General features: G+C 69.0%; 25 protein-coding genes. 22 read left to right on the top strand and 3 right to left on the bottom strand.

Annotated elements, in window-relative coordinates; translation table 11 throughout:
• Positions 1–56 precede the first annotated feature (56 nt).
• The 17 genes from rpmE (at position 57) to OO70_RS39840 (ending at position 15,211) form a co-directional block, all read left to right on the top strand.
• Positions 57–278, top strand: a complete 222-nt coding sequence (gene rpmE, locus OO70_RS39920) for a 50S ribosomal protein L31 (RefSeq protein ID WP_043683123.1) — start codon at positions 57–59, stop codon at positions 276–278.
• 107 nt (positions 279–385) lie between these two features.
• Positions 386–1,462, top strand: a complete 1,077-nt coding sequence (gene prfA / locus OO70_RS39915; RefSeq protein WP_019073184.1) for a peptide chain release factor 1 — start codon at positions 386–388, stop codon at positions 1,460–1,462.
• Positions 1,463–1,517: 55 nt separating this feature from the next.
• Positions 1,518–2,363 carry a peptide chain release factor N(5)-glutamine methyltransferase gene (gene prmC, locus OO70_RS39910; RefSeq protein ID WP_043683121.1) on the top strand — a complete coding sequence of 282 codons (846 nt, stop codon included), beginning with the start codon at positions 1,518–1,520 and terminating at the stop codon, positions 2,361–2,363.
• A gap of 59 nt (positions 2,364–2,422) precedes the next feature.
• Positions 2,423–3,070 carry an L-threonylcarbamoyladenylate synthase gene (locus tag OO70_RS39905; protein ID WP_019060715.1) on the top strand — a complete coding sequence of 216 codons (648 nt, stop codon included), beginning with the start codon at positions 2,423–2,425 and terminating at the stop codon, positions 3,068–3,070.
• Positions 3,067–3,735, top strand: coding sequence for an arsenate reductase/protein-tyrosine-phosphatase family protein (locus OO70_RS39900; RefSeq protein ID WP_043683118.1), 669 nt, complete (start codon positions 3,067–3,069; stop codon positions 3,733–3,735). Before OO70_RS39905 ends, OO70_RS39900 begins: the two co-directional genes overlap by 4 nt.
• 165 nt (positions 3,736–3,900) lie before the next feature.
• On the top strand, positions 3,901–5,139 hold the full coding sequence (locus tag OO70_RS39895) for a serine hydroxymethyltransferase (protein ID WP_043683116.1): 1,239 nt from the start codon (positions 3,901–3,903) through the stop codon (positions 5,137–5,139).
• Between the two features lie 129 nt (positions 5,140–5,268).
• Positions 5,269–6,582 (top strand): MraY family glycosyltransferase, encoded by a 1,314-nt coding sequence (locus OO70_RS39890; protein ID WP_043683114.1) that lies wholly within the window; start codon positions 5,269–5,271, stop codon positions 6,580–6,582.
• Between the two features lie 294 nt (positions 6,583–6,876).
• Positions 6,877–7,290 carry a hypothetical protein gene (locus OO70_RS39885; protein ID WP_043683112.1) on the top strand — a complete coding sequence of 138 codons (414 nt, stop codon included), beginning with the start codon at positions 6,877–6,879 and terminating at the stop codon, positions 7,288–7,290.
• Positions 7,291–7,500: 210 nt separating this feature from the next.
• On the top strand, positions 7,501–8,337 hold the full coding sequence (atpB, locus tag OO70_RS39880) for a F0F1 ATP synthase subunit A (protein ID WP_078651739.1): 837 nt from the start codon (positions 7,501–7,503) through the stop codon (positions 8,335–8,337).
• 75 nt (positions 8,338–8,412) lie between these two features.
• Positions 8,413–8,649, top strand: a complete 237-nt coding sequence (locus tag OO70_RS39875; RefSeq protein ID WP_043683105.1) for an ATP synthase subunit c family protein — start codon at positions 8,413–8,415, stop codon at positions 8,647–8,649.
• A gap of 43 nt (positions 8,650–8,692) precedes the next feature.
• A complete protein-coding gene (locus OO70_RS39870) occupies positions 8,693–9,235 on the top strand; it encodes a F0F1 ATP synthase subunit B (RefSeq protein ID WP_043683102.1) in 543 nt (180 codons plus the stop codon).
• Positions 9,232–10,047, top strand: coding sequence for a F0F1 ATP synthase subunit delta (locus OO70_RS39865; RefSeq protein WP_043683098.1), 816 nt, complete (start codon positions 9,232–9,234; stop codon positions 10,045–10,047). Before OO70_RS39870 ends, OO70_RS39865 begins: the two co-directional genes overlap by 4 nt.
• 130 nt (positions 10,048–10,177) lie before the next feature.
• Positions 10,178–11,767 (top strand): F0F1 ATP synthase subunit alpha, encoded by a 1,590-nt coding sequence (gene atpA / locus OO70_RS39860; protein WP_043683095.1) that lies wholly within the window; start codon positions 10,178–10,180, stop codon positions 11,765–11,767.
• 21 nt (positions 11,768–11,788) lie between these two features.
• On the top strand, positions 11,789–12,703 hold the full coding sequence (locus OO70_RS39855; RefSeq protein ID WP_043683092.1) for a F0F1 ATP synthase subunit gamma: 915 nt from the start codon (positions 11,789–11,791) through the stop codon (positions 12,701–12,703).
• A complete protein-coding gene (atpD, locus tag OO70_RS39850) occupies positions 12,703–14,139 on the top strand; it encodes a F0F1 ATP synthase subunit beta (protein ID WP_043683089.1) in 1,437 nt (478 codons plus the stop codon). The genes OO70_RS39855 and atpD overlap by 1 nt, the downstream gene beginning before the upstream one ends.
• Positions 14,140–14,251: 112 nt before the next feature.
• Positions 14,252–14,626, top strand: coding sequence for a F0F1 ATP synthase subunit epsilon (locus OO70_RS39845; protein ID WP_019060727.1), 375 nt, complete (start codon positions 14,252–14,254; stop codon positions 14,624–14,626).
• 138 nt (positions 14,627–14,764) lie between these two features.
• Entirely contained in the window at positions 14,765–15,211 is a 447-nt protein-coding gene (locus OO70_RS39840; protein WP_043683087.1) for a DUF2550 domain-containing protein, read from the top strand.
• A 21-nt stretch (positions 15,212–15,232) separates the two neighbouring features.
• Here the strand turns inward: OO70_RS39840 and OO70_RS39835 are convergent, their stop codons facing one another.
• On the bottom strand, positions 15,233–17,059 hold the full coding sequence (locus tag OO70_RS39835; protein ID WP_043683085.1) for a glycoside hydrolase family 18 chitinase: 1,827 nt from the start codon (positions 17,057–17,059) through the stop codon (positions 15,233–15,235).
• Positions 17,060–17,404: 345 nt separating this feature from the next.
• Here OO70_RS39835 and OO70_RS39830 point away from each other — a divergent pair, with 345 nt between their 5' ends.
• The gene (locus OO70_RS39830) at positions 17,405–18,895 is read left to right on the top strand and encodes a M4 family metallopeptidase (RefSeq protein ID WP_234337044.1); all 1,491 of its coding nucleotides are present in this window, start codon (positions 17,405–17,407) and stop codon (positions 18,893–18,895) included.
• Here OO70_RS39830 and OO70_RS39825 read toward each other — a convergent pair.
• Complete coding sequence (locus OO70_RS39825; RefSeq protein WP_043683083.1) at positions 18,892–19,464, bottom strand: cob(I)yrinic acid a,c-diamide adenosyltransferase; 573 nt, start codon at positions 19,462–19,464, stop codon at positions 18,892–18,894. The two genes, OO70_RS39830 and OO70_RS39825, sit on opposite strands and share 4 nt — an antisense overlap.
• A 194-nt stretch (positions 19,465–19,658) precedes the next feature.
• Between OO70_RS39825 and OO70_RS39820 the strand changes: the two genes are divergently transcribed.
• The 3 genes from OO70_RS39820 (at position 19,659) to OO70_RS39810 (ending at position 23,728) form a co-directional block, all read left to right on the top strand.
• Complete coding sequence (locus OO70_RS39820; protein ID WP_043683080.1) at positions 19,659–20,507, top strand: 3-hydroxyacyl-CoA dehydrogenase family protein; 849 nt, start codon at positions 19,659–19,661, stop codon at positions 20,505–20,507.
• 156 nt (positions 20,508–20,663) lie between these two features.
• On the top strand, positions 20,664–20,987 hold the full coding sequence (locus tag OO70_RS39815; RefSeq protein WP_043683078.1) for an STAS domain-containing protein: 324 nt from the start codon (positions 20,664–20,666) through the stop codon (positions 20,985–20,987).
• A 218-nt stretch (positions 20,988–21,205) separates the two neighbouring features.
• Positions 21,206–23,728, top strand: a complete 2,523-nt coding sequence (locus OO70_RS39810) for an ATP-binding protein (protein ID WP_043683075.1) — start codon at positions 21,206–21,208, stop codon at positions 23,726–23,728.
• A gap of 98 nt (positions 23,729–23,826) precedes the next feature.
• Here the strand turns inward: OO70_RS39810 and nucS are convergent, their stop codons facing one another.
• Positions 23,827–24,498 carry an endonuclease NucS gene (gene nucS / locus OO70_RS39805; protein WP_043683072.1) on the bottom strand — a complete coding sequence of 224 codons (672 nt, stop codon included), beginning with the start codon at positions 24,496–24,498 and terminating at the stop codon, positions 23,827–23,829.
• Between the two features lie 253 nt (positions 24,499–24,751).
• On the opposite strand from nucS, the gene OO70_RS39800 reads away from it, so the two are divergent.
• Positions 24,752–25,144, top strand: coding sequence for an SCO5389 family protein (locus OO70_RS39800; protein WP_043683069.1), 393 nt, complete (start codon positions 24,752–24,754; stop codon positions 25,142–25,144).
• Positions 25,145–25,176 lie beyond the last annotated feature (32 nt).

The following is a 25,176-nucleotide window of genomic DNA, read 5'->3' as shown; positions in this document are numbered from 1 at the left end:
TCACGCCCCGCAAACCCGCGGAGCGACCCGGCGCCCTCCCGAACCTAGGAGACACCTTGAAGCGCGAGATCCACCCCGAGTACGTCGAGACCCAGGTCAGCTGCACCTGTGGCGCGTCGTTCACCACCCGCAGCACGATCACGAGCGGCAACATCCGCGCCGAGGTCTGCTCCGAGTGCCACCCGTTCTACACGGGCAAGCAGAAGATCCTCGACACCGGTGGCCGCGTGGCCCGCTTCGAGGCCCGCTTCGGCAAGGCTGCTGCCGGCTCCAAGTAGCGAGCTCCATTTCGCCGGTCCACGGCCACGCCCTTCCACAGGCGTGCCGGGACCGGCGTTTTTGGTCGCCCGCCTACCCTTTCTTCACCGCATTTCAGGAGCCCAAGATGTTCGAGGCTGTCGAGGACCTCATCGGCGAGCACGCCGACCTTGAGAAGAAGCTCGCCGACCCGTCGGTCCACGCCGACCAGGCCAACGCGCGCAAGCTGAACAAGCGCTACGCCGAGCTGACCCCGATCGTCGCCACGTACCGCTCCTGGAAGCAGACCGGCGACGACATCGAGACCGCGCGTGAACTCGGCGCCGACGACCCGGAGTTCGCGGCCGAGGTCAAGGAGCTGGAGAAGCACCGCGACGAGATCACGGAGAAGCTGCGGCTGCTGCTCGTGCCGCGTGACCCCAACGACGACAAGGACGTGATCCTCGAGGTCAAGGCGGGCGCGGGCGGCGACGAGTCGGCCCTGTTCGCCGGTGACCTGCTGCGCATGTACCTGCGGTACGCGGAGCGCGTCGGCTGGAAGACCGAGATCATCGACGCCACCGAGTCCGAGCTGGGCGGCTACAAGGACGTCCAGGTCGCCGTGAAGACCAAGGGCGGCAACGGCGCCACCGAGCCCGGGCAGGGCGTGTGGGCCCGCCTGAAGTACGAGGGCGGCGTGCACCGCGTGCAGCGCGTCCCGGCGACCGAGTCCGCGGGCCGTATCCACACCTCCGCGGCCGGTGTCCTCGTCACCCCCGAGGCGGAGGAGGTCGACGTCGAGATCAACCCGAACGACCTCCGCATCGACGTCTACCGCTCCTCCGGTCCCGGCGGCCAGTCCGTCAACACGACCGACTCCGCGGTGCGCATCACGCACATTCCCACCGGAGTCGTCGCCTCCTGCCAGAACGAGAAGAGCCAGCTGCAGAACAAGGAGCAGGCGATGCGTATCCTGCGCTCCAGGCTGCTCGCCGCGGCACAGGAGGAGGCGGAGAAGAATGCCGCCGACGCCCGCCGCAGCCAGGTCCGCACGGTCGACCGCTCCGAGAAGATCCGTACGTACAACTTCCCGGAGAACCGCATCTCCGACCACCGCGTCGGCTTCAAGGCGTACAACCTTGACCAGGTCCTGGACGGCGACCTCGACGCGATGATCCAGGCTTGCGTGGACGCGGACTCGGCCGCCAAGCTCGCGGCGGCGTAACACCACGGCACGCACGGCACGTTCGGCACGGACGAGTACGACACGGAGGACTTGCGTGAACCTGCTGCTCGCAGAGGTGGCCCAGGCCACCCAGCGGCTGGCCGACGCCGGCGTGCCCTCGCCGCGCAACGACGCGGAGGAGCTCGCCGCGTACGTGCACGGTGTGAAGCGGGGCGAGCTGCACTCCGTGAAGGACGTGGACTTCGACGCCCGCTACTGGGAGACCATCGCCCGGCGCGAGCAGCGAGAGCCGCTCCAGCACATCACCGGCCGCGCCTTCTTCCGGTACCTGGAACTCCAGGTGGGGCCAGGGGTGTTCGTGCCGCGCCCCGAGACCGAGTCGGTCGTCGGCTGGGCCATAGACGCGGTGCGCGCGATGGATGTCGTAGAGCCACTGATCGTGGACCTCTGCACCGGCTCCGGCGCCATCGCGCTCGCCCTCGCGCAGGAGGTCCCGCGTTCCCGGGTGCACGCCGTGGAGCTGTCCGAGGACGCCCTCCAGTGGACCCGCAAGAACATGGAGGGCTCCCGGGTCGACCTGCGGCAGGGCAACGCCCTGGACGCCTTCCCCGACCTCGACGGCCATGTCGACCTGGTCATCTCCAACCCGCCGTACATCCCGCTCACGGAGTGGGAGTACGTCGCTCCCGAAGCCCGGGACTACGACCCCGAACTCGCCCTGTTCTCAGGCGAGGACGGCCTCGACCTGATCCGCGGCATCGAACGCACCGCACACCGTCTCCTGCGTCCCGGCGGTGTCGTCGTCATCGAGCACGCCGACACCCAGGGCGGCCAGGTGCCGTGGATCTTCACCGAGGAACGTGGCTGGGCCGACGCGGCCGACCACCCCGATCTCAACAACCGCCCGCGCTTCGCGACCGCCCGCAGGGCGACTCCGTGATCGGCGACCACGGCTCAACAACCTCTTACGTACACGTGATTGAGCAGGAGGCCCGTTAGATGGCACGGCGATACGACACCAATGACGCGACCGACCGCACGACGGGTCTGCGCGAGGCCGCGTCCGCCGTCCGCCGGGGCGAACTCGTGGTCCTGCCGACCGACACGGTCTACGGCATCGGGGCCGACGCGTTCTCCTCGGAGGCCGTCGCCGATCTCCTGGACGCCAAGGGCCGGGGCCGCAACATGCCCACCCCCGTCCTCATCGGCTCCCCGAACACGCTGCACGGTCTCGTCACGGACTTCTCCGAGCTGGCCTGGGAACTCGTCGACGCGTTCTGGCCGGGCGCCCTCACGCTGGTCGCCAAGCACCAGCCGTCGCTGCAGTGGGACCTGGGCGACACCCGGGGCACGGTCGCCGTGCGCATGCCGCTGCACCCGGTCGCGATCGAGCTGCTGACGGAGGTCGGCCCGATGGCGGTCTCCTCGGCGAACCTCACCGGGCACCCCGCGCCGGAGGACTGTGACGCGGCCCAGCAGATGCTCGGTGACTCGGTCTCCGTGTACCTCGACGGCGGTCCGACGCCCGGCAACGTGCCGTCCTCGATCGTCGACGTCACGCGCGAGGTGCCCCTGCTGCTGCGCGCGGGCGCGATCTCGGCGGAGGAGCTGCGCAAGGTCGTACCCGACCTCGAGGTGGCGAATTGACAGCCCCTGACGCGGGGCGTGGCATAGGCAACGGGGAAGTGACGGGGACCTTCGGGCTTCCCATGGACAGCTTCCGCATCCTCCACGTCAGCACCGGCAACGTGTGCCGCTCGCCGATCACCGAGCGGCTGACCCGTCATGCCCTGGCGGACCGGCTCGGCGACCCGCTGTGGGGCGGGCTGATCGTGGAGAGCGCCGGTACCTGGGGCCATGAGGGCGCGCCCATGGAGACCAACGCGGCGACGGTCCTCACCGACTTCGGCGCGGACCCCTCCGGGTTCACCGGCCGCGAGCTGCTGGACGACCACGTGATCCGCGCCGACCTGGTGCTGACCGCCACCCGCGACCACCGCGCCCAGGTCATCTCCATGGGCCACTCGGCGGGCCTGCGCACCTTCACCCTGAAGGAGTTCACCCGCCTGGTGAAGGCGATAGACCCCGCGACCCTCCCACCCCTGGAGGACGGCATGGTGGCCCGCGCCCGCGCCCTGGTCCGCGCGGCAGCAGCCCTCCGAGGCTGGCTCCTGGCCCCCACAGCAGAAGCGGACGAGGTCTTCGACCCGTACGGCGCCCCCCTCCCGTTCTTCCGCTCGATCGGCGACGAGATAAACCAGGCGATCGATCCGGTGGTGACGGCGCTCACGGGTGTGCCTGCGCGGACTTGATCCGGCGGGAGCGGAGCCGGGTCGGGGATGGGGCTGAACCAGGCGATCGATCCGGTGGTCACCGCGCTGACAGGCGTACCCGCGGAGACCTGACAACGGCCGCGCGCCCCACCCGCCCCGGGCCTACATTGGACGTACGTCACCGTCGACGCCCCGGAGTCCACCATGTCGGTCATCCCTGTCCTCGAGGCCGATGTCCTGCGTCGGCAGGACCCCGAGCTGGCCGAGATCCTGCTCGGGGAGCTGGCGCGGCAGTCGACGACGCTGCAGCTGGTCGCCGCCGAGAACTTCACCTCGCCCGCCGTGCTGGCCGCGCTCGGCTCGCCGCTCGCCAACAAGTACGCCGAGGGATACCCCGGCGCCCGCCACCACGGCGGCTGCGAGATCGTCGACGTCGCCGAGCGCGTCGCCGTAGCACGGGCGAAGGCGCTGTTCGGTGCCGAGCACGCCAATGTGCAGGCGCACTCCGGGTCCTCGGCCGTGCTCGCCGCGTACGCCGCGCTGCTGCGGCCCGGTGACACCGTCCTCGCGCTGGGGCTGCCGTACGGCGGGCATCTCACGCACGGGTCGCCCGCGAACTTCTCGGGCCGTTGGTTCGACTTCGTCGCCTATGGCGTGGACGCGGAGACCGGACTCATCGACTACGACCAGGTGCGCGCTCTCGCCCGTACGCATCGGCCCAAGGCGATCGTGTGCGGGTCCATCGCCTATCCCCGGCACATCGACTACTCCTTCTTCCGCGAGGTCGCCGACGAGGTGGGCGCCTATCTCATCGCCGACGCGGCGCACCCCATCGGCCTCGTCGCCGGGGGAGCGGCGCCGAACCCGGTGCCGTACGCCGACGTCGTCTGCGCCACCACGCACAAGGTGCTGCGCGGGCCGCGTGGCGGGATGCTGCTGTGCGGGAGCGAGCTGGCAGAGCGGGTGGACCGGGCCGTTTTTCCGTTCACGCAGGGCGGCGCCCAGATGCACACCATCGCCGCGAAGGCCGTCGCGTTCGGCGAGGCGGCGACGCCCGCCTTCACGGCGTACGCCCATCAGGTGGTCGCCAACGCCCGGGTGCTGGCGGCGGGGCTGGCGGCGGAGGGGCTGGTCGTCACGACGGGCGGTACCGACACCCATCTCATCACCGCCGACCCGCTGCCCCTCGGCGTCGAGGGACGTGCCGCACGGGGTCAACTCGCCGCCGCCGGCATGGTGTTGGACTGCTGCGCACTCCCGCACGGAGACTCGCGCGGGCTGCGGCTGGGGACCGCCGCGGTGACCACGCAGGGCATGGGCGAGGGCGAGATGGCGGGCATCGCGGCGCTGATCGCGGGTGTGCTGCGCGGGCGGGTCGACGCCCGGCGGGCCCGTGACGAAGTGCGGGATCTTGTGGGTGGATTCCTGCCGTATCCGGGCTGAACGGGGGTACCCGTAACCGGGTGCACAGCCACACGTGCAACCATCGTCGCTACCCGGAAGTCCCCAACCATATGCGTCCCTCGCTAGGGTGTGGGGCTGTGATGGCCAGCGAGACCTGTGGGGAAGCCTGTGCGTGAATACCTGCTGACGCTCTGCGTGACGGCCGCGGTGACGTATCTGCTGACCGGGCCGGTGCGGAAGTTCGCGATCGTGGCCGGGGCGATGCCGGAGATCCGGGCCCGTGACGTGCACCGGGAACCGACTCCGCGGCTCGGCGGTATCGCCATGTTCTTCGGCCTGTGCGCCGGTCTGCTGGTCGCCGACCACCTGACCAACCTCAGCTCGGTCTTCCAGAACTCGAACGAGCCGCGCGCCCTGCTCTCCGGCGCGGCCGTGATCTGGCTGATCGGTGTGCTGGACGACAAGTTCGAGATCGACGCACTGATCAAGCTCGGCGGCCAGATGATCGCCGCCGGCGTCATGGTCATGCAGGGTCTGACGATCCTGTGGCTGCCCATCCCGAAGGTCGGCACGGTCGCGCTGACCCAGTGGCAGGGCACCCTGCTGACGGTCGCGCTCGTCGTCATCACCATCAACGCGGTCAACTTCGTGGACGGCCTCGACGGCCTCGCCGCCGGCATGGTGTGCATCGCGGCCGCCGCGTTCTTCATGTACACGTACCGCATCTGGTACTCGTACGGCATCGAGGCCGCCGCTCCGGCCACGCTCTTCTCGGCGATCCTCATGGGGATGTGCCTGGGCTTCCTGCCGCACAACATGCACCCCGCGCGCATCTTCATGGGGGACTCGGGCTCGATGCTGATCGGGCTGGTGCTGGCGGCGGGCGCGATCTCCGTCACGGGCCAGGTCGACCCGGACAACCTGTTCGGCGGGTCCGAGCGGAGCACCGTGCACTCGATGGTGCCCGTCTACATCCCGTTGCTGATGCCGCTGACCATCATCGCGGTGCCGGCCGCCGACCTGGTGCTGGCCATCGTGCGCCGCACCTGGCGCGGCCAGTCGCCGTTCGCCGCGGACCGCGGCCATCTGCACCACCGGCTCCTGGAGATCGGGCACTCGCACAGCAGGGCCGTCCTGATCATGTACTTCTGGTCGGCGCTGATCGCGTTCGGTGCGCTCGCCTACTCGGTCAACTCGGCGTCCATGTGGATCGTCATGGGCATCGTGATCCTCAGCGCGATCGGCCTGCTCCTGCTCCTGCTGCCGCGCTTCACGCCCCGCGCCCCGCGCTGGGCCGAGCACCTCGTGCCGCCGCGTTATCGCCGTCGTGGGACGGCAGTTGAGCCCGTGGTCGTGCTGGCGGAGGAGGACCGCGACCCGCGTCCCCCGATTGTCGCCGGAGTGTCAGGAGTCAACGGGGCGACCGCTGTCGGACCCCGTTCGCGCTTCCTGGACGGACGTAAAGCGGAGTCCTCGAGCTGACGCCAAGGTAAGAATCTGACTAAAGCGTTGCCATCTCGTGGGCAGACAAAGCCTCCCTATACCAGACAAGTTGGCCGCTATTTTGCACAAACGCGCAGCGTCACTCTCATGTGTGACAGCGAGCACACCTTCTAGGTAAAGACCGCATCAAATAGTTTGTGATACGGTTCACGAGAACCCGGGACAGAGCCGAAGGACCTTAGTGCGACGGTCCATTGGCGTGAGGTTCTCTCTCATCCCGGGACTACGCTCGTCCATGACGACACGCCCCCCTTAGCAAGCGGAGTTGCCGCCATGCCGTCCAATGACGCCCGGATTCTCCTTCAGGCCGCTGTGCCCACAGCTGCCGTCGGCGCGATTGCCGCCGTCGTCAGTGGTGTGGTCGCCGGCGGCAAAGGAGCTATTGGGGCAGTCGTTGCGACGCTGATCGTGATCCTCTTCATGGGAATCGGGCTCTACGTTCTGCAGCGCACTGCCAAATCGCTTCCGCACCTGTTCCAGTCGATGGGCCTCATGCTTTTCGCGGCGCAGATTCTTCTGTTGTTCATCTTCCTCGCCGCGTTCAAGCACACCACGCTGTTCAGTCCCAAGGCCTTCGCGTTCACGCTGCTCGCCGGCACCATCATCTGGACCGCCGCGCAGACCCGTGCCCACATGAAGGCCAAGATCCTCTACGTCGAGCCCGAGAAGTCGGGGCACTCGTCGTGAGAGGTAGGGCCGGGATAAGAGCACGTAAGCGACCCTGCTATCGTCCGGTGCCAACTGCGGCATCGCGGGCGCGGGCATCTGAGCTGACGCCTGCTCAATCGCGAGGCTCGATGCCCCACTGCCGCCCCCACATCCGTAACACCAGTCCAGTGCCGAACCGCGGCTGCGCGCCGCGCCGACACAACGAGGTTGCCGTACCTATGCGCCACGCTGAAGGAGCCCGCGGTGAGTGCTGACCCGACGCAGGTGCTCGCCTTCGAGACCGACTGCCACATCTTCGACGGCTGTGGCTTCCCGGCTCCCGGCCTGCACTCGTTCCTGTTCAAGCCCCTTCTGGGGGACGGCGACAGCAACGTGTACTTCAACAAGCCGATGTTGCTGGCGCTGATCGGCTCGGTCATCGTTGTCGGCTTCTTCTGGGCCGCCTTCCGCAAGCCGAAGGTCGTCCCCGGCAAGCTGCAGATGGTCGCCGAGTCCGGCTACGACTTCATCCGCCGCGGAGTCGTCTACGAGACCATCGGAAAGAAGGAGGGCGAGAAGTACGTACCGCTGGTCGTCTCGCTGTTCTTCTTCATCTGGATGATGAACCTCTGGTCGATCGTCCCGGTCGCCCAGTTCCCGGTGACGTCGATCATCGCGTACCCCATCGTCCTCGCGGCGATCGTGTACATCGTCTGGGTCTCGCTGACGTTCAAGCGGCACGGATTCGTCGGTGCCTTCAAGAACTTCAGCGGTTACGACAAGTCGCTCGGCGCGGTTCTCCCGCTGGCGATGGGCATCGAGCTGCTCTCGAACCTGATCGTCCGGCCGTTCACGCACGCGGTGCGACTGTTCGCGAACATGTTCGCGGGCCACACCCTGCTGCTGCTCTTCACGATCGCCAGCTGGTACCTGCTCAACGGCATCGGCATCGCCTACGCGGGTGTCTCGTTCGTCATGGTCATCGTGATGACGGCCTTCGAACTCTTCATCCAGGCCCTGCAGGCGTATGTCTTCGTGCTGCTGACCTGCACCTTCATCCAGGGCGCGCTCGCCGAGCACCACTGAGCTCCGCTCTCCAGAACCCCCCTTAGCGTCCGGTGGCCAACCCCCGCCGGTCCGTACAGATAAGGAAGAATCAGCATGGCTGCCACTGAGACCCTCGCCGCCGTCTCCGGCTCCCTCGGCTCGATCGGCTACGGCCTTGCCGCCATCGGTCCCGGCGTCGGCGTCGGCATCATCTTCGGTAACGGCACCCAGGCTCTGGCCCGTCAGCCCGAAGCTGCCGGCCTGATCCGCGCCAACCAGATCCTCGGCTTCGCCTTCTGTGAGGCCCTTGCCCTCATCGGCCTGGTCATGCCGTTCGTCTACGGCACCTGATCGACCGCGATCAGCGACAGCCCACTAGACGAAAGGCACTGACATGAGCCAGCTGCTCATTCTGGCGGCCGAGAAGGAGAACCCTCTCGTCCCGCCGATCCCCGAGCTTGTCATCGGCCTGATCGCCTTCGTCATCGTCTTCGGCTTCCTCGCCAAGAAGCTCCTCCCGAACATCAACAAGGTTCTGGACGAGCGGCGCGAGGCCATCGAGGGCGGTATCGAGAAGGCCGAGGCCGCCCAGACCGAGGCCCAGAGCGTGCTTGAGCAGTACAAGGCTCAGCTCGCCGAGGCCCGGCACGAGGCCGCGCGCCTGCGCCAGGAGGCGCAGGAGCAGGGCGCCACGCTCATCGCCGAGATGCGCGCGGAAGGCCAGCGGCAGCGTGAGGAAATCATCGCCGCCGGTCACACCCAGATCGACGCCGACCGCAAGGCCGCTTCGCAGGCCCTGCGCCAGGACGTGGGCAAGCTCGCCACCGACCTGGCCGGCAAGCTCGTCGGCGAGTCCCTCGAGGACCACGCCCGGCAGAGCCGCGTCATCGACCGTTTCCTCGATGAGCTCGAGGAGAAGGCCGAGGCCGCGCGATGAACGGAGCGAGCCGCGAGGCCCTGGCAGCCGCACGTGAGCGTCTCGACGCGCTGACGGACTCCACGTCCGTGAACGCGGCGCAGCTCGCCGACGAACTGGCCGCCGTCACCGCGCTGCTCGGCCGTGAGGTGTCGTTGCGTCGGGTCCTCACCGACCCGGCGCAGGACGGCGAGGCGAAGGCCCAGCTTGCCGAGCGCCTGCTCGGCGCCCAGGTCGGCGGTACCACCCTCGACCTGCTGTCCGGCATGGTGCGCTCCCGCTGGTCGCAGTCCCGCGACCTGGTGGACGCGCTGGAGGAGCTGGCGGCCACCGCCGACCTCACCGCCGCCCAGCAGTCGGGCGAGCTCGACGACGTCGAGGACGAGCTGTTCCGGTTCGGCCGGATCGTCTCCTCGAACACCGGGCTGCGTGCCGCGCTGACCAACCGCGCGGCGAGCACCACGGCCAAGAGCGAGCTGCTGAGCAGCCTGCTCGGCGGCCGGGCCAAGCCCGCCACCGAGCGGCTGGTGACGCGCCTTGTGACCGCGCCCCGGGGACGTAGCCTGGAAGCGGGACTCGAGTCCCTGTCCAAGCTCGCCGCCGAGCGCCGCAGTCGCCTGGTCGCGGTCGTCACCACGGCGGTCCCGCTGAGCGACCCGCAGAAGCAGCGCCTGGGCGCCGCCCTCGCGAAGCTCTACGGCCGTCACATGCACCTGAACATCGACGTGGACCCCGAGGTCCTCGGCGGCATCCGGGTGCAGGTCGGCGACGAGATCATCAACGGCTCCATCGCGGACCGCCTCGATGACGCCACCCGCCGCATGGCGAGCTAGCAGCACAACAACAAAGACGTAGTAAGGCGGCCCGAGTTGGGCCGTGCAGAGGATTCACCTCGTTCAGGGGGGAGTCCCCCCATCCCCCCAAGTGAAACTTCGGGCCCAACAAGGAGAGCAGGGAACCCAGATGGCGGAGCTCACGATCCGGCCGGAGGAGATCCGGGACGCGCTGGAGAACTTCGTCCAGTCGTACAAGCCGGACGCGGCCTCGCGCGAGGAGGTCGGTACGGTCACCCTTGCCGGCGACGGCATCGCGAAGGTCGAGGGCCTGCCCTCGGCCATGGCCAACGAACTGCTGAAGTTCGAGGACGGCACCCTCGGTCTCGCGCTCAACCTCGAAGAGCGCGAGATCGGTACCGTCATCCTCGGTGAGTTCAGCGGCGTCGAGGAGGGCCAGCCGGTCACCCGCACCGGAGAGGTCCTGTCCGTCGCCGTCGGCGAGGGCTACCTCGGCCGTGTCGTCGACCCGCTCGGCAACCCGATCGACGGCCTCGGCGAGATCGAGACCACCGGTCGCCGCGCGCTTGAGCTGCAGGCCCCGGGCGTCATGGTCCGCAAGTCGGTGCACGAGCCGATGGAGACCGGCTACAAGGCCGTCGACGCGATGACCCCGATCGGCCGTGGCCAGCGTCAGCTGATCATCGGTGACCGTCAGACCGGCAAGACCGCCCTGGCCGTCGACACGATCATCAACCAGCGCGACAACTGGCGCTCGGGCGACGTGAACAAGCAGGTCCGCTGCATCTACGTCGCCATCGGTCAGAAGGGCTCCACCATCGCCTCCGTGCGTGGTGCGCTCGAAGAGGCCGGCGCGCTGGAGTACACGACCATCGTCGCCGCCCCGGCGTCCGACCCGGCCGGCTTCAAGTACCTGGCGCCGTACACCGGTTCGGCCATCGGCCAGCACTGGATGTACGACGGCAAGCACGTCCTCATCATCTTCGACGACCTCTCCAAGCAGGCCGACGCCTACCGCGCAGTGTCCCTGCTGCTGCGCCGTCCGCCGGGCCGCGAGGCCTACCCGGGTGACGTCTTCTACCTGCACTCCCGTCTGCTGGAGCGCTGCGCGAAGCTCTCCGACGAGATGGGCAAGGGCTCGATGACCGGTCTCCCGATCGTCGAGACCAAGGCCAACGACGTCTCGGCGTTCATCCCGACCAACGTCATCTCCATCACCGACGGCCAGTGCTTCCTGGAGTCGGACCTCTTCAACGCCGGTCAGCGCCCCGCGCTGAACGTCGGTATCTCCGTCTCCCGAGTCGGTGGTTCCGCGCAGCACAAGGCGATGAAGCAGGTCTCCGGCCGACTGCGCCTCGACCTGGCCCAGTACCGCGAGCTGGAGGCGTTCGCCGCCTTCGGTTCCGACCTGGACGCCGCGTCGAAGGCCCAGCTGGAGCGCGGTCAGCGCCTGGTCGAGCTGCTCAAGCAGGCTCAGTACCAGCCGATGGCCACCGAGGACCAGGTCGTCTCCGTGTGGTCCGCGACCACCGGCAAGATGGACGACGTACCGGTCGAGGACATCCGCCGCTTCGAGAAGGAGCTTCTGGAGTACCTGCACCGCAAGGAGCAGGGCCTCATGACCTCCATCAAGGAGGGCGGCAAGATGTCGGACGACACTCTCACCGCCGCCGCGGACGCGATCGCCGAGTTCAAGAAGCAGTTCGAGACCTCGGACGGCAAGCTCCTCGGCGAGGACGCCCCGGCCGCGGCCAAGTGACGTAAGGAAGGGACCTGACTCATGGGAGCCCAGCTCCGGGTCTACAAGCGTCGCATCCGATCCGTCACCGCGACCAAGAAGATCACCAAGGCGATGGAGATGATCGCCGCCTCGCGCGTCGTCAAGGCGCACCGCAAGGTGCAGGCCTCGACGCCGTACGCGAAGGAACTGACGCGTGCGGTCACGGCGGTCGGCACGGGTTCGAACACCAGGCACCCGCTGACCACCGAGGCCGAGACGCCGACCCGTTCCGCTGTGCTGCTCCTCACGAGCGACCGCGGTCTGGCCGGCGCCTTCAACTCCAACGCCATCAAGGCCGCGGAGCAGCTGACCGCACGTCTCGAGGCCGAGGGCAAGGAGGTCGACACGTACATCGTCGGCCGCCGCGGTGTCGCCCACTACAACTTCCGTGAGCGCAAGATCGCGGAGCAGTGGACGGGCTTCACCGACCAGCCCGAGTACGCGGACGCGAAGAAGGTCGCGGGTCCGCTCATCGAGGCCATCGAGAAGGACACGGCGGAGGGCGGCGTGGACGAACTCCACATCGTCTACACCGAGTTCGTCTCGATGATGACGCAGACGCCGATCGACAGCCGGCTGCTGCCCCTCAGCCTCGAAGAGGTCGCGGAGGAGGCGCCCCAGGGCGAGATCCTTCCGCTGTACGACTTCGAGCCGTCGGCGGAGGACGTCCTGGACGCCCTCCTGCCGCGGTACGTCGAGAGCCGTATCTACAACGCGCTGCTCCAGTCGGCTGCCTCCAAGCACGCCGCCACCCGCCGCGCGATGAAGTCGGCGACCGACAACGCGGGAGACCTGATCACCACGCTCTCCCGTCTTGCCAACGCGGCCCGCCAGGCCGAAATCACCCAGGAAATCAGCGAGATCGTCGGTGGCTCCGCAGCCCTGGCCGACGCGACCGCGGGGAGTGACAAGTAATGACGACGACAGTTGAGACGGCCGTTGCCACGGGCCGCGTCGCCCGGGTCATCGGCCCGGTCGTCGACGTGGAGTTCCCCGTCGACGCGATGCCGGAGATCTACAACGCTCTGCACGTCGAGGTGGCCGACCCGGCCCTGGACGGCGCGAAGAAGACGCTGACCCTGGAGGTCGCCCAGCACCTGGGTGACGGCCTGGTCCGCACCATCTCGATGCAGCCCACCGACGGTCTGGTCCGCCAGGCCGCCGTCACCGACACGGGCACGGGCATCACCGTCCCGGTCGGCGACTTCACCAAGGGCAAGGTGTTCAACACCCTCGGTGAGGTGCTGAACAGCGACGAGAAGTACACGGGCGAGCGCTGGTCCATCCACCGCAAGGCCCCGCGCTTCGACGAGCTCGAGTCGAAGACCGAGATGTTCGAGACCGGCGTCAAGGTCATCGACCTGCTCACCCCGTACGTCAAGGGCGGCAAGATCGGCCTGTTCGGCGGTGCCGGTGTCGGCAAGACGGTGCTCATCCAGGAGATGATCTACCGCGTCGCCAACAACCACGACGGTGTCTCCGTGTTCGCCGGTGTCGGCGAGCGCACCCGTGAGGGCAACGACCTCATCGAGGAGATGGCCGACTCGGGCGTCATCGACAAGACGGCCCTTGTCTTCGGCCAGATGGACGAGCCCCCGGGCACCCGTCTGCGCGTGGCCCTGGCCGGTCTGACCATGGCGGAGTACTTCCGCGATGTGCAGAACCAGGACGTGCTGTTCTTCATCGACAACATCTTCCGCTTCACGCAGGCCGGTTCCGAGGTCTCGACCCTGCTCGGCCGTATGCCCTCCGCGGTGGGCTACCAGCCGAACCTGGCCGACGAGATGGGTCTCCTCCAGGAGCGCATCACCTCGACCCGCGGTCACTCGATCACCTCGATGCAGGCGATCTACGTCCCCGCGGACGACCTGACCGACCCGGCCCCGGCCACCACGTTCGCCCACCTCGACGCGACGACGGTTCTGTCCCGTCCGATCTCCGAGAAGGGCATCTACCCGGCCGTGGACCCGCTGGACTCCACGTCCCGCATCCTGGACCCCCGCTACATCGCGGCGGACCACTACAACACCGCGATGCGCGTCAAGACGGTCCTGCAGAAGTACAAGGACCTTCAGGACATCATCGCGATCCTCGGTATCGACGAGCTGGGCGAGGAGGACAAGCTCACCGTCCACCGTGCCCGTCGCGTGGAGCGCTTCCTGTCCCAGAACACCCACGTCGCCAAGCAGTTCACCGGCGTCGACGGGTCGGACGTCCCGCTGGACGAGTCGATCGTGGCCTTCAACTCGATCATCGACGGCGAGTACGACCACTTCCCGGAGCAGGCGTTCTTCCTCTGCGGTGGCATCGAGGACCTGAAGGCGAACGCGAAGGAGCTGGGCGTCTCCTGACCCCCGTGCTTCACCTGAGGGGGTGGGGCGTGTCCCACCCCCTCTTTCACGCCCACTAGAATTGAACCCAACACCCGGCACGACCGCCGGGTGGTGACCCGAGGAGCCCACCTTGGCTGCTGAGCTGCATGTCGAGCTCGTCGCCGCGGACCGCCAGGTCTGGTCCGGCGAGGCCACCCTGGTCGTCGCGCGCACCACGTCCGGCGACATCGGCGTCATGCCCGGTCACCAGCCGCTGCTCGGTGTGCTGGAGTCGGGCCCGGTGACCATCCGCACGAGCGACGGCGGGACGGTCGTCGCCGCGGTGCACGGCGGTTTCATCTCGTTCGCGGACAACAAGCTGTCGCTGCTCGCCGAGATCGCCGAGCTGTCGGACGAGATCGACGTCCAGCGCGTGGAGCGCGAGCTGGAGCAGGCGAAGGCGGCGGGCGACGAGTCCGCCGAGCGCCGCGCGGACGTCCGCCTGCGTGCGGTGGAGACGCGCTGAACCCAGCTTCGACGCGATGACGTGACTCAGCCGCGGCTGGGACCGGAGGAATCCGGCCCCAGCCGCGGCTGAGGCGAATGTGGGTGTTTTTTCCGTTCCGTTACCTGTTTTACCTAGGAGACGAGGAGGTCGGTGTCGATGGTCCTCGCTCTGACTGTGTGCGGAATTGTTGTGGCCCTGGTAGTGGTGGGGCTGTTCGTCTTCGGCCTGCGCCGCAGACTCATCCAGCGCTCCGGCGGCACCTTCGACTGTTCCCTGCGCTGGGACGTCCCGGAGAAACCCGACACCAACGGCAAGGGCTGGAGCTACGGCGTCGCCCGCTACAACAGCGACCGTATCGAGTGGTACCGCGTCTTCTCCTACGCCTACCGCCCGCGCCGCACCCTGGAACGCTCCGCGATCGAGGTCGCCGGCCGCCGTCTCCCCGAGGGCGAGGAGGAACTCGCCCTGCTCTCCGACGCGATCATCCTGACCTGCCTGCACCGGGGCACACGTCTCGAACTGGCCATGAGCGAAGACGCGCTGACCGGATTTCTCGCGTGGCTGGAAGCAGCCCCGCCCGGTCAGCGCGTCAACGTCGCCTAGTTCTTGTTGTGGGTAACTCGCTTACGCGAGCCCGTTGTTGATGGCGGTCACCAGCTCACCGTTGCTGGTGTCGCCGCTGAAGTCCCAGAAGAACGCGCCGCCCAGACCCTGGGTCTTGGCCCAGCTCATCTTTCCGGCGATCGTGCTCGGGGTGTCGTAGGACCACCAGTTGGTGCCGCAGTGGGCGTACGCCGTGCCCGCGATGGTGCCGGTGACGGGGCAGGACGTCTTGAGGACCTTGTAGTCCTCGATGCCCTGTTCGTAGGTGCCGGGCGCCGGGCCGGTGGCCGTGCCGCCCGGGGCGTCCTGGGTCACGCCGGTCCAGCCTCTGCCGTAGAAGCCGATGCCGATCAGCAGCTTGCTCGCGGCGACGCCCTTCGACTTGAACTTGGCGATCGCGTCCGCCGTGGTGAAGCCGGGCGTCGGGATGCCGGTGTAGGTGGTGAGCGGGGAGTGCGGGGCGGTGGGGCCGGTCGCGTTGAAGGCGCCGAAGAAGTCGTACGTCATCACGTTGTACCAGTCGACGTACTGGGCCGCGCCCGCGTAGTCGGCGGCGTCGATCTTGCCGCCGGAGGTGCCGTCCGCTGTGGTGGCGGCCGTGACCAGGTTGCCGGCGCCGAACTTGGCGCGCAGGGCCTGCATCAGGTTCTTGTACGCCGCCGCGCCGCTGGTGTCGCAGGAGAGACCGCAGGCGTTCGGGTACTCCCAGTCGATGTCGATGCCGTCGAACACATCGGCCCAGCGCGGGTCCTCGACCAGGCTGTAGCAGGAGTTGGCGAACGCGGTCGGGTTGGCCGCCGCCTGGGCGAAGCCGCCGGACCAGGTCCAACCGCCGAAGGACCAGAGGATCTTGATGTTCGGGTACTTGGCCTTCAGCTCGCGCAACTGGTTGAAGTTGCCGGCCAACGGCTGGTCCCAGGTGTCGGCGACACCGCTGACCGACTGGTCGGCGGTGAACGTCTTCTGGTAGTCGGCGTAGGCGTCACCGATCGCGCACTGCCCGTTCGTCACGTTGCCGAACGCGTAGTTGATGTGCGTGATCTTCGCGGCCGAGCCCGAGGTCACCAGGTTCTTGACCTGGTAGTTGCGGGTGTAGGTGCCCCACTCGGTGAGGTACCCGAGCTTGACCTTGCTGCCGGTGGTCGGGGGAGTGGTCGTACCGCCCGTGGTGTGCACGGAGACCGCACCGCTGACCGGTCCTGTCTGGTCGGCGGTGTCGCGGGCCTGCACGGTGTACGAGTAGTCGGTGCCGGCGGTGAGGCCGGTGTTCGTGTACGACGTCGTCGTCACCGTGGCGACCTTGGTGCCGTCGCGCAGGACGTCGTAGTTCTTGATGCCCTTGTCGTCGGTGGCCGCGCTCCAGGAGAGGTTCACCGAGGTGTCGGTGATGGAGGAGGCGGTGGGGGTGCCGGGCGCAGAGGGGGCCGCGTCACCGGGGACCGTGGTGCCCCCGTCACAACTGCCGCCGTTCAGCAGACAGTTGGAGGGCGAGCCGGTGCCGGCGCCGTTGAAGCCGAAGGAGACGGAGGCGCCCGCGGCGATGGTGCCGTTGTAGGACTTGTTCTTCGCGGTCCAGTGGGTGCCGGAGCTGGTGACGTCCGCGTCCCAGGCCGAGGTGACGGACGTACCGGAGGGGTAGTCCCACTCGACCGTCCACGAAGTGATCGCGCTGGTACCGGTGTTCTTGACGGTCCACTGACCGCCGAATCCGGTGCCCCAGTCGCTGGTCTTGGTGAAGGTCGCGGTCGCGGTCGACGCGGCCTGCGCGGGACCGGCCAGGCCGACGAGCGCGGCGAGCGGAAGCAGCAGGGTCGCGAACCCGGCAACTGCTCGATGTCTGAAGCGCATTGAGCGCCTCCTCCTTTGTTTTACGCCTCCGGCGCGCTGGAGCCGGTGTCGAGAGTGCGACCGTGCTCAGCCCTTCGGGCCTCCGCGCGCTCGCCCTCTCGACACCGTCGCGCGCCTTTGGCGGGGGTGTCGGGGATGACGTGGGGCGCGACTGAGCCTTCGCACCCACAGTGCCGCGAGAATAGAAAGGTCTGGACCACGGGTCAATAGGTCTGGACCACTTTGGTGTTGGTGTGCTAAACCCCCAACTCCTGCGCCGGGACGGCTGTTTGGACCCGGCGGCGGAGGAGAAATACGCCCGAAGCGCACTTGGCGGGACCCATGGGTGACCAGGACCATGCGGCCATGGACAGCACTCTGCTGGCGGCGCTGATCGGTACGGCGGGCGGCGGGCTGGCCACCGCGGGCGGGACCTGGCTGCGGAGCCGGGACCGGCTGCGGACGGCGGCGCGGCTCATCTACGCCGAGCTGACCCGGGACAGCGCGGCGGTCGCGTACTTCCGGCAGACCGGGCACTGGGTGGCACCCACCCTGTCCCGCGCGGCCTGGGACACCCAGGGCTCGGTGCTGGCCCGGCGGCGCGACGTGCGCGCGTTCGAGACCGTGCACGGCGGGTACGAGGCGCTGGAACTGCTGCCCTTCCTGGCGGACGACACCCTCTCGCCCGCCGTCCGGGACCAGTGGCTGGCCGGGGAGGCGGAGCAGATCGCGGCCGCCATCGAGGAGATCGGCACGATGGCGCAGGTGTCCCGGGAGCAGATCGTGGCCTGGACGCGGCGGCTGCGACGCCGGCAGCGGACCGAGGCGTACCCGGCCCCTCTTCCGGTGACGTCCGGGGTGGTGCCGCTGGCGCTGTTGGAACGGCTCACGCGGGAGGAGGCCCTCGCGCTGGACTTCACGGGCGGGCCGGGGGTGACCCTGCGGGACGGCAGGCTGCGGGTGCGGCGCGGTGCGGACCTGACGGTGGCCCATGTCGTCTTCGACGCGGCGGGCGGCGACATCCTCGACCGGCTGCGGCCGGCGCGGTACACCGGCCAGCCGCCGACCGGCGATCCGGCGGTGGACGAGGCCTACGACGGGATGGTCCTGGCGTCCACGTTCCTGTCGGAGGTGTTCGGGCGGGACGCCATCGACGGGGGCGGCGGACCGTTGGCCGCCGTCGTGCACTACGACGTGGCGTACAACAACGCGTTCTGGAACGGCGAACTGCTGGTGTTCGGCGACGGCGACCAGGAGCGGTTCGGGCGCTTCACCCAGTGCGTCGAGGTGGTGATGTACGAGGCGATGGCCGCGATGGCCGCGCTGCCCGAGCTGACGTGGACCTTCTACGGGCAGAGCGGGGCCCTGCACATCTCGCTGCGCGACGTCCTCGCCCAGCTCGGCAAGCAGTACCAGCTGGGGCAGAGCGCGGCCGAGGCCGACTGGCTGATGGGCGCCGGACTGGTCGTACCCTCGCTGGGCGGACAGGCCCTGCGCTCGCTCGAGGCTCCGGGCACGGCGTACGACAACGACCTGATGGGCAAGGACCCGCAGCCGGACCACATGCGCGACTACGTGGAGACCGGGACGGACAACGAGGGAGTCCACCTCAACAGCGGCATCCCCAGCCTCGCCTTCCACCGGCTCGCCGCGGTGCTCGGCGGCAAGGCCTGGGAGCGCGCGGGCCGCGTCTGGTGGGACGCGCTCACGTCCGGCGAGGCCATGGAGGCCCCGACCTTCGAGGACTGGGCCCGGCGCACCGCCCACGCCGCGGTCGCCCGCTACGGCGAGAACAGTGAGGAGCACCGCGCGGTCCTCGACGCCTGGGACTCCGTCGGCGTGCCGGTCGGCGGCTAGCGCTCGCCCCCCGGCACCCACAACACGTCCCCCACCCCCTTGTTGGCGGTCCGGGCCAGGATGAACAGCAGGTCGGAGAGGCGGTTGAGGTAAGTCGCCGTCAGTGGGTTCATCACCTCCGCGTGGACCTCCAGGGCTGCCCACGTCGAGCGCTCGGCCCGTCGTACGACCGTGCACGCCTGGTGGAGGAGGGCCGCGCCCGGTGTGCCGCCCGGGAGGATGAAGGAACGGAGCTTCTCCAACCGCTCGTTGAAGTGGTCGCAGTCCGCCTCCAGCCTGTCGATGTAGAACTGCTCGACCCGCAGGGGCGGGAACTCCGGCTTCTCGACCACCGGTGTCGAGAGATCCGCGCCCACGTCGAAGAGGTCGTTCTGGACGCGGACGAGGACCTTGACGATCTCCTCGTCCAGGCCGCCCAGTGCGATCGCCGTGCCGATCGCCGCGTTCGCCTCGTTGGCGTCGGCGTACGCCGAGATCCGGACGTCCGTCTTGGCGACCCGGCTCATGTCGCCGAGGGCGGTCGTGCCCTGGTCGCCGGTCCTGGTGTAGATGCGCGTCAGATTGACCATGTGGCCAGCGTAGTCAGGGTCGGGCGGTGCTCAACTAGGCCGTACGGGCGGTCGAATGACCCGTGCCGGTGTGATGTCCGTCAGATGAGACGTGACGCGCGTTACTTACCGGTCACACAGGCCCGGACCTTCGCTAGTGTCCGCCGAGAGGCATTCGGACACACGCTGTAAGCGTTTCAAAGGGGAGTCGCACAGTGGCACGGAAGCTTGCCGTCATCGGCGCCGGACTCATGGGTTCCGGTATCGCCCAGGTCTCCGCGCAGGCGGGCTGGGACGTCGTCCTGCGCGATGTCACCGACGAAGCCCTGAAGCGTGGCACCGACGGCATCAAGGCCTCGTACGACAAGTTCGTGAGCAAGGGCAAGTTGGAGGCGCACGACGCCGACGCGGCCCTCGGCCGGATCACCGCGACCACCGATCTGGACGCCGTCGGCGACGCGGACATCGTCGTCGAGGCCGTCTTCGAGAAGCTGGAAGTCAAGCACGAGATCTTCCGCGCGCTGGACAAGATCGCCCGGGAGGACGCCGTCCTCGCCTCCAACACCTCCGCCATCCCGATCACGAAGATCGCGGCCGTGACGGAGCGTCCGGAGCGCGTGGTGGGCGCGCACTTCTTCTCACCGGTGCCGATGATGCAGCTGTGCGAACTCGTGCGCGGCTACAAGACGAGCGACGAAACCCTCGCCACCGCGCGGGAGTTCGCCGAATCCGTCGGCAAGACCTGCATCGTCGTCAACCGTGACGTGGCCGGCTTCGTGACGACCCGTCTCATCTCGGCGCTCGTCGTCGAGGCGGCGAAGCTGTACGAGTCGGGTGTCGCCACCGCCGAGGACATCGACCTCGCCTGCAAGCTGGGCTTCGGTCACGCGATGGGCCCGCTGGCCACGGCGGACCTCACCGGCGTCGACATCCTGCTGCACGCGACCAGCAACATCTACACCGAGTCACAGGACGAGAAGTTCGCCCCGCCGGAGCTGATGCGCCGAATGGTGGACGCCGGTGACATCGGCCGCAAGAGCGGGCAGGGCTTCTACAAGCACTGAAACCGCACAGCCCCCTGCGCCATCACACGCAGGGGTGAATTCGGTATCGGTTCGCTCACAGACGGCAACTTCTCGGCACTTCACGCAGTCAGTGCTTGCATCGGCTGCATCAACCGACCACTACGGAGCACGCCACCGCACTCACGGGGAGCGCATATGTACATCAGGGGCGACCACGTCGAGCTGGTCGTCGGGGGCCGCCTCGACGTCCGCAGCGCGGCGGACGCCCGTACGGTCCTGCACTCGGCCGTCGACGACGGAGTCGGCGATCTGGTGCTGGACCTGTCCGAGCTCGATTCCTGGGACGCCACCGGCCTCGGCGTCATCATGGGAGCCCATCGACGGGCCGGCCGCTGCGGCCGCCGCCTGGTGCTGCGCGACGTACCGCCGCAGATGCAGCGCCTGCTGGTGGCCACCCGGCTGCACCGCATCCTCGCCATCGAGGGCGGGATCGGGGTGGAGTCGCTTCCCAGGGTGTGACGTCCACCGAGCACAATCCTCACGAGACTGTGACGTCTCGGACGGCGCGGTACCCCGCCCTGTCGTAGATACTGTGCGAAGGTTTAGGGTTCGGTCGCCCGCTGCATGACAACCCTTCCAGCGGGCCCGGACCAGAAGCGACAGCGCGGTGTGCACAAGGCCGGGAGGGGCCTGGGTCCTGTCGACCCGCACACGACGCTTTTGGGGGGCTTGGACCTATGGACCCGATCGACCGGGGACCCGAGGAGTACGGCCATGACGGCGACGGCACCGCGTCGCCCCAGCGCCAGCCCCGGGAACCCCTGACACCCGACTTCGGCCAGCACACACCGGCACTCGCCCGCACCGTGCAGTTGGTCACCGGTGACTTCCTGCTCACCGTCAACCCCGTTGACGGCAGCGAGATCGAGGCCTGCCCGCCCGGGCAGCGCCCCGGCCGGCCCGCGAAGCGCAGCGCCGCCGACCGCGCCGAGACCGACCGCGCGGCCAAACCGCCGGTCCCGCCCGGCCTGAACCGTCCCGAACTGCCGCTCCTGGAACGCCAGGAGGAGCGCGAGCGTCTCGTACGACTCCTCGCCCGCGGCCGTTCCGTACGGCTCACCGGCCCCTCGGGCTCGGGCCGCACCAGCCTGCTCGACCTCGTCGCCGAGGACTGCCTGGACCTCGCCCCCGACGGCGTGATCCGCCTCACCGGCTTCCACCGCACGGCGACCGACCTGCTGTACGACCTCTTCCACGCCGTCTACGACGCGCCCCTGCACCGGCCCGACCGGGAGGAACTGCTCGCGCTGACGCGGGAGATCGGCGCGGTCGTCGTCCTCGACGACATCGAGTTCGGCGCCGCCGCCCTCGACGAGCTGCTCGACGCGACGCCCGAGTGCGCCTTCCTGATCGCCGCGACCCCGGAGGTCCCGGCGCCGTCCGCGGACTCCGCGATCGAGGAGGTCTTCCTCGGCGGCCTGGGCCGGCCCGGCGCCGTGGAGGTTCTGGAGCGCGCCGTGGGCCGCGTCCTCACCGAGGAGGAGGCCAACTGGGCGGGCGACCTCTACTTCGAGTCCGAGGGCCTGCCCCTGCGCTTCGTCCAGGCCGGCGCCCTGCTCCGCCAGCGCGACGAACTGCGCGTCGGCACCAGCGCCGTCGAGGAGTTCGGCGTCTTCCAGGACGCGCCCCCGGTCGACGCCCCCTTCGACGCGTCGCTCGACGCCGACGAGGAGGACGCCGTCCCCCTGCCGTCCCTCGGGGAGGCCGCCGCGCCCGCCCCGCTGCTCGCCTCCCGGCTCAGCGCCTCGGCCCGCGCCACCCTGCGCTTCGCCGTCGCGCTCGGCGGCGAGGTGCCGCACCAGGCGCATCTGCCCGCACTCGTCGGCGACACCCACGCGGACGCCGCCCTCGGGGAACTCGCGGGCTGCGGACTGGTCTCCCCGGTCGGCTCCCGCTACCGGCTCGCCGCCGGCGTCCAGACCCAGCTGGAGGCCGCCGGATACGGCGACGACGTCGAGTCCGGCGCCCTCATCGCCGCCCTGCACTACTCCTGGTGGGCCGGACACCCCTCGGTCACACCCGAGCGCGTGTGCGCCGAGGCGGACGCCCTGCTCGCCGCCCTCTCCGCCCTGGTACCGGCGACGACACCGCCCGGCGAGGGCGAGGAGAGCGCCACCGTCGAACTGGCCCGCACCGCGGCCCCCGCGTTCGCCGCGGGACTGCACTGGAGCGCCTGGGAGCAGGCGCTGCGCTCCGGCGCCGAGGCCGCGGTACTCGCCGAGGTCGTGGGCGAACAGGCCTACTTCCACCACGAGTTGGGCGTCCTCGCGCTCTGCGAGGGCGACCTCGACCGGGCCCGTGCCGAACTGGAGACCTCCCTCGGCCTGCGCGAGGCCGCCGCCGACAAGCGCGGCACCGTCGCGGGCCGCCGTGCCCTCGCCCTGGTCGCCGACCGCTCCGGCATCACGCTCGGCCTCGTCTCCACGTCCGGCGAGGAAGTGCCGGACGCGCGCTACGAGGAGTCCGCCTCGCCGCCCGGCGGCATACCGGCGCCCTTCCCGCCGCTCCAGCCGGCCAGCGAGACGTACACCCTCGTCTCCCACCAGGCCTCGACCCCGACGCCCCACAACAAGGCCCGGGGCGGGCTGCGCGGTTACGCCCGGCGCAACCTCGTCGCGGCCGGCGCGGGCGTCCTGCTCGCCGCCGTCCTCGGCACGGTCGTCACGCTCGGCGCGACGTCCAACAACAACGCCGACAACCCGTCCGACAAGGTCGGCGTCAACCCGTCCGCCAGCCAGGGCACCGACGACGACAGCCTCGGCGCCGACCCGGCGAAGAAGGGCGACAAGACCGACACCGGCACGGCCACCAGCAGCCCGACCGACCCGGGCCCGGACGGGACGTACGGCACGTCGGACGACCCGACTCCGACGGACGGCACCGGGCAGCCTTCGGACAACCCGAGCGGGACGAGGGGCGGGACGTCACCGACACCGTCCAGGTCCACCCCTACCACCAAGCCGCCGTCGACCAACCCGACCACGACGGGGCCCACGGACGATCCGACCACGACGGGGCCCACGGACGACCCGACCACGACCGGGCCCACGGACGACCCGACCACCGCGCCGCCCACGGACACCTCCACCGCCCCGTCCACCCAGACCTCGGCAAGCGGCGAAGCCTCCTCGAGCGCCCCCGTCGACACCACCAGTTCCGCCGCGCCCGCGAGCAGCGGCGCTTCTGGTGCCGTGATCTGACACCCCGTACGACACGAAAGGGCCGGCTCCGATGATCGGAACCGGCCCTTTTCGGCGTAGTCGAAGTCAGTGCGAAGTCAGTGTCTGGCGACGGGTGTTCAGAACAGGCGCAGCTTGTCGTCCTCGATGCCGCGCAGGGCGTTGTAGTCCAGGACCGTGCAGCCGATGCCGCGGTCGGTGGCGAGGACGCGGGCCTGGGGCTTGATCTCCTGGGCGGCGAAGATGCCGCGGACCGGGGCGAGATGGGGATCGCGGTTCAACAGCTCCAGATAGCGCGTGAGTTGCTCCACGCCGTCGATCTCGCCGCGCCGCTTGATCTCGATCGCGACGGTCTGGCCCTCGCCGTCCCGGCACAGGATGTCGACCGGGCCGATGGCCGTCATGTACTCGCGGCGGATGAGTGTGTAGCCCTCGCCGAGGGTGTCGATGCGGTCGGCGAGCAGCTCCTGGAGGTGCGCTTCCACGCCGTCCTTGATCAGGCCGGGGTCCACGCCGAGTTCGTGCGAGGAGTCGTGGAGGATCTCCTCCATCGTGATGATGAGCTTCTCGCCCGCCTTGTTGATGACGGTCCAGACGCCCTCGTCGTCGCCCGAACCCTCCTTCAGCGTGCAGGGCGGCGACATCCAGTTGAGGGGCTTGTAGGCCCGGTCGTCCGCGTGGATCGAGACGCTGCCGTCCGCCTTCACCAGGATGAGACGGGGGGCGGAGGGGAGGTGGGCGGTGAGCCGGCCCGCGTAGTCCACGGAACACCGGGCAATGACGAGACGCATGGTGGGCAACGCTACTCGACGGGCGTGGGTCGACGCGATTCGCCCTGGAAGACCCGTGACGCCCCTTGTTCATTCATGGCCGATTGTGGGCCCATTGAGAGTTCCGTATGTACGCATTCTCCTGGTGCCGCCTCCTTCTGTTGCCTACCGTATAAACGGGAGGTCGCGAGACGTGTACGCAGCGTGTTCGTAATCGCGAACTCCCTTACCTGTCCGGCAACCCCCGCGAGTTGGGGGTGCGAGAGGAGAACCCATGTCGCTCGACGTCTCACCGGCCCTACTCGAAAAGGCCGAGCGAGGCGAGGTCGACGAAGCTGAATTCGTCGACTGCGTCCGGACCTCCCTGCCTTACGCATGGGAGATGATCAGCTCCCTGGTGGCTCAGCTGAAGGTCGACGGCGGTGCGTTCGCCGACAACCAGACGCCGCCGCCGGACGAGCAGGCACGCGGTCAGTTGCTGCGTGCGCTCGCGAGTGACGCGATACGCGGCGCGCTGCAGCGGCACTTCGGTGTACGGCTGGCCTTCCAGAACTGCCACCGGGTGGCAGTGTTCCCGCTGGACGTCTCGGTCGACGAGACGCTGGCCCGCTTCACCTCTGTGCGCAGTCAACTGCTGAACCAGTCCCCGGAGTTCAGGGACTGCTGACGCGGACGACGGCGCACTGCTTGCCGCTCCGT

Origin of the sequence: Streptomyces xylophagus, from assembly GCF_000716435.1 — a bacterium.
Classification (GTDB): Bacteria; Actinomycetota; Actinomycetes; order Streptomycetales; family Streptomycetaceae; genus Streptomyces; species Streptomyces xylophagus.
The sequence above is the reverse complement of the archived record's forward strand: the minus strand, read 5'-3'. Positions and strand labels throughout refer to the sequence as shown.

Bases quoted from the DNA above. Each gene is read 5' to 3' on its own strand.
- OO70_RS39855 (WP_043683092.1), top strand. From the start codon at position 11,789: ATGGGAGCCCAGCTCCGGGTCTACAAGCGTCGCATCCGATCCGTCACC.
- OO70_RS39885 (WP_043683112.1), top strand. From the start codon at position 6,877: ATGCCGTCCAATGACGCCCGGATTCTCCTTCAGGCCGCTGTGCCCACA.
- OO70_RS39825 (WP_043683083.1), bottom strand. From the start codon at position 19,464: ATGGTCAATCTGACGCGCATCTACACCAGGACCGGCGACCAGGGCACG.
- OO70_RS39870 (WP_043683102.1), top strand. From the start codon at position 8,693: ATGAGCCAGCTGCTCATTCTGGCGGCCGAGAAGGAGAACCCTCTCGTC.
- prfA (WP_019073184.1), top strand. From the start codon at position 386: ATGTTCGAGGCTGTCGAGGACCTCATCGGCGAGCACGCCGACCTTGAG.
- OO70_RS39865 (WP_043683098.1), top strand. From the start codon at position 9,232: ATGAACGGAGCGAGCCGCGAGGCCCTGGCAGCCGCACGTGAGCGTCTC.
- OO70_RS39875 (WP_043683105.1), top strand. From the start codon at position 8,413: ATGGCTGCCACTGAGACCCTCGCCGCCGTCTCCGGCTCCCTCGGCTCG.
- OO70_RS39895 (WP_043683116.1), top strand. From the start codon at position 3,901: ATGTCGGTCATCCCTGTCCTCGAGGCCGATGTCCTGCGTCGGCAGGAC.
- OO70_RS39800 (WP_043683069.1), top strand. From the start codon at position 24,752: ATGTCGCTCGACGTCTCACCGGCCCTACTCGAAAAGGCCGAGCGAGGC.
- OO70_RS39905 (WP_019060715.1), top strand. From the start codon at position 2,423: ATGGCACGGCGATACGACACCAATGACGCGACCGACCGCACGACGGGT.
- OO70_RS39835 (WP_043683085.1), bottom strand. From the start codon at position 17,059: ATGCGCTTCAGACATCGAGCAGTTGCCGGGTTCGCGACCCTGCTGCTT.
- nucS (WP_043683072.1), bottom strand. From the start codon at position 24,498: ATGCGTCTCGTCATTGCCCGGTGTTCCGTGGACTACGCGGGCCGGCTC.
- OO70_RS39810 (WP_043683075.1), top strand. From the start codon at position 21,206: ATGGACCCGATCGACCGGGGACCCGAGGAGTACGGCCATGACGGCGAC.
- OO70_RS39840 (WP_043683087.1), top strand. From the start codon at position 14,765: ATGGTCCTCGCTCTGACTGTGTGCGGAATTGTTGTGGCCCTGGTAGTG.
- OO70_RS39830 (WP_234337044.1), top strand. From the start codon at position 17,405: ATGGACAGCACTCTGCTGGCGGCGCTGATCGGTACGGCGGGCGGCGGG.
- atpA (WP_043683095.1), top strand. From the start codon at position 10,178: ATGGCGGAGCTCACGATCCGGCCGGAGGAGATCCGGGACGCGCTGGAG.
- atpD (WP_043683089.1), top strand. From the start codon at position 12,703: ATGACGACGACAGTTGAGACGGCCGTTGCCACGGGCCGCGTCGCCCGG.
- OO70_RS39815 (WP_043683078.1), top strand. From the start codon at position 20,664: ATGTACATCAGGGGCGACCACGTCGAGCTGGTCGTCGGGGGCCGCCTC.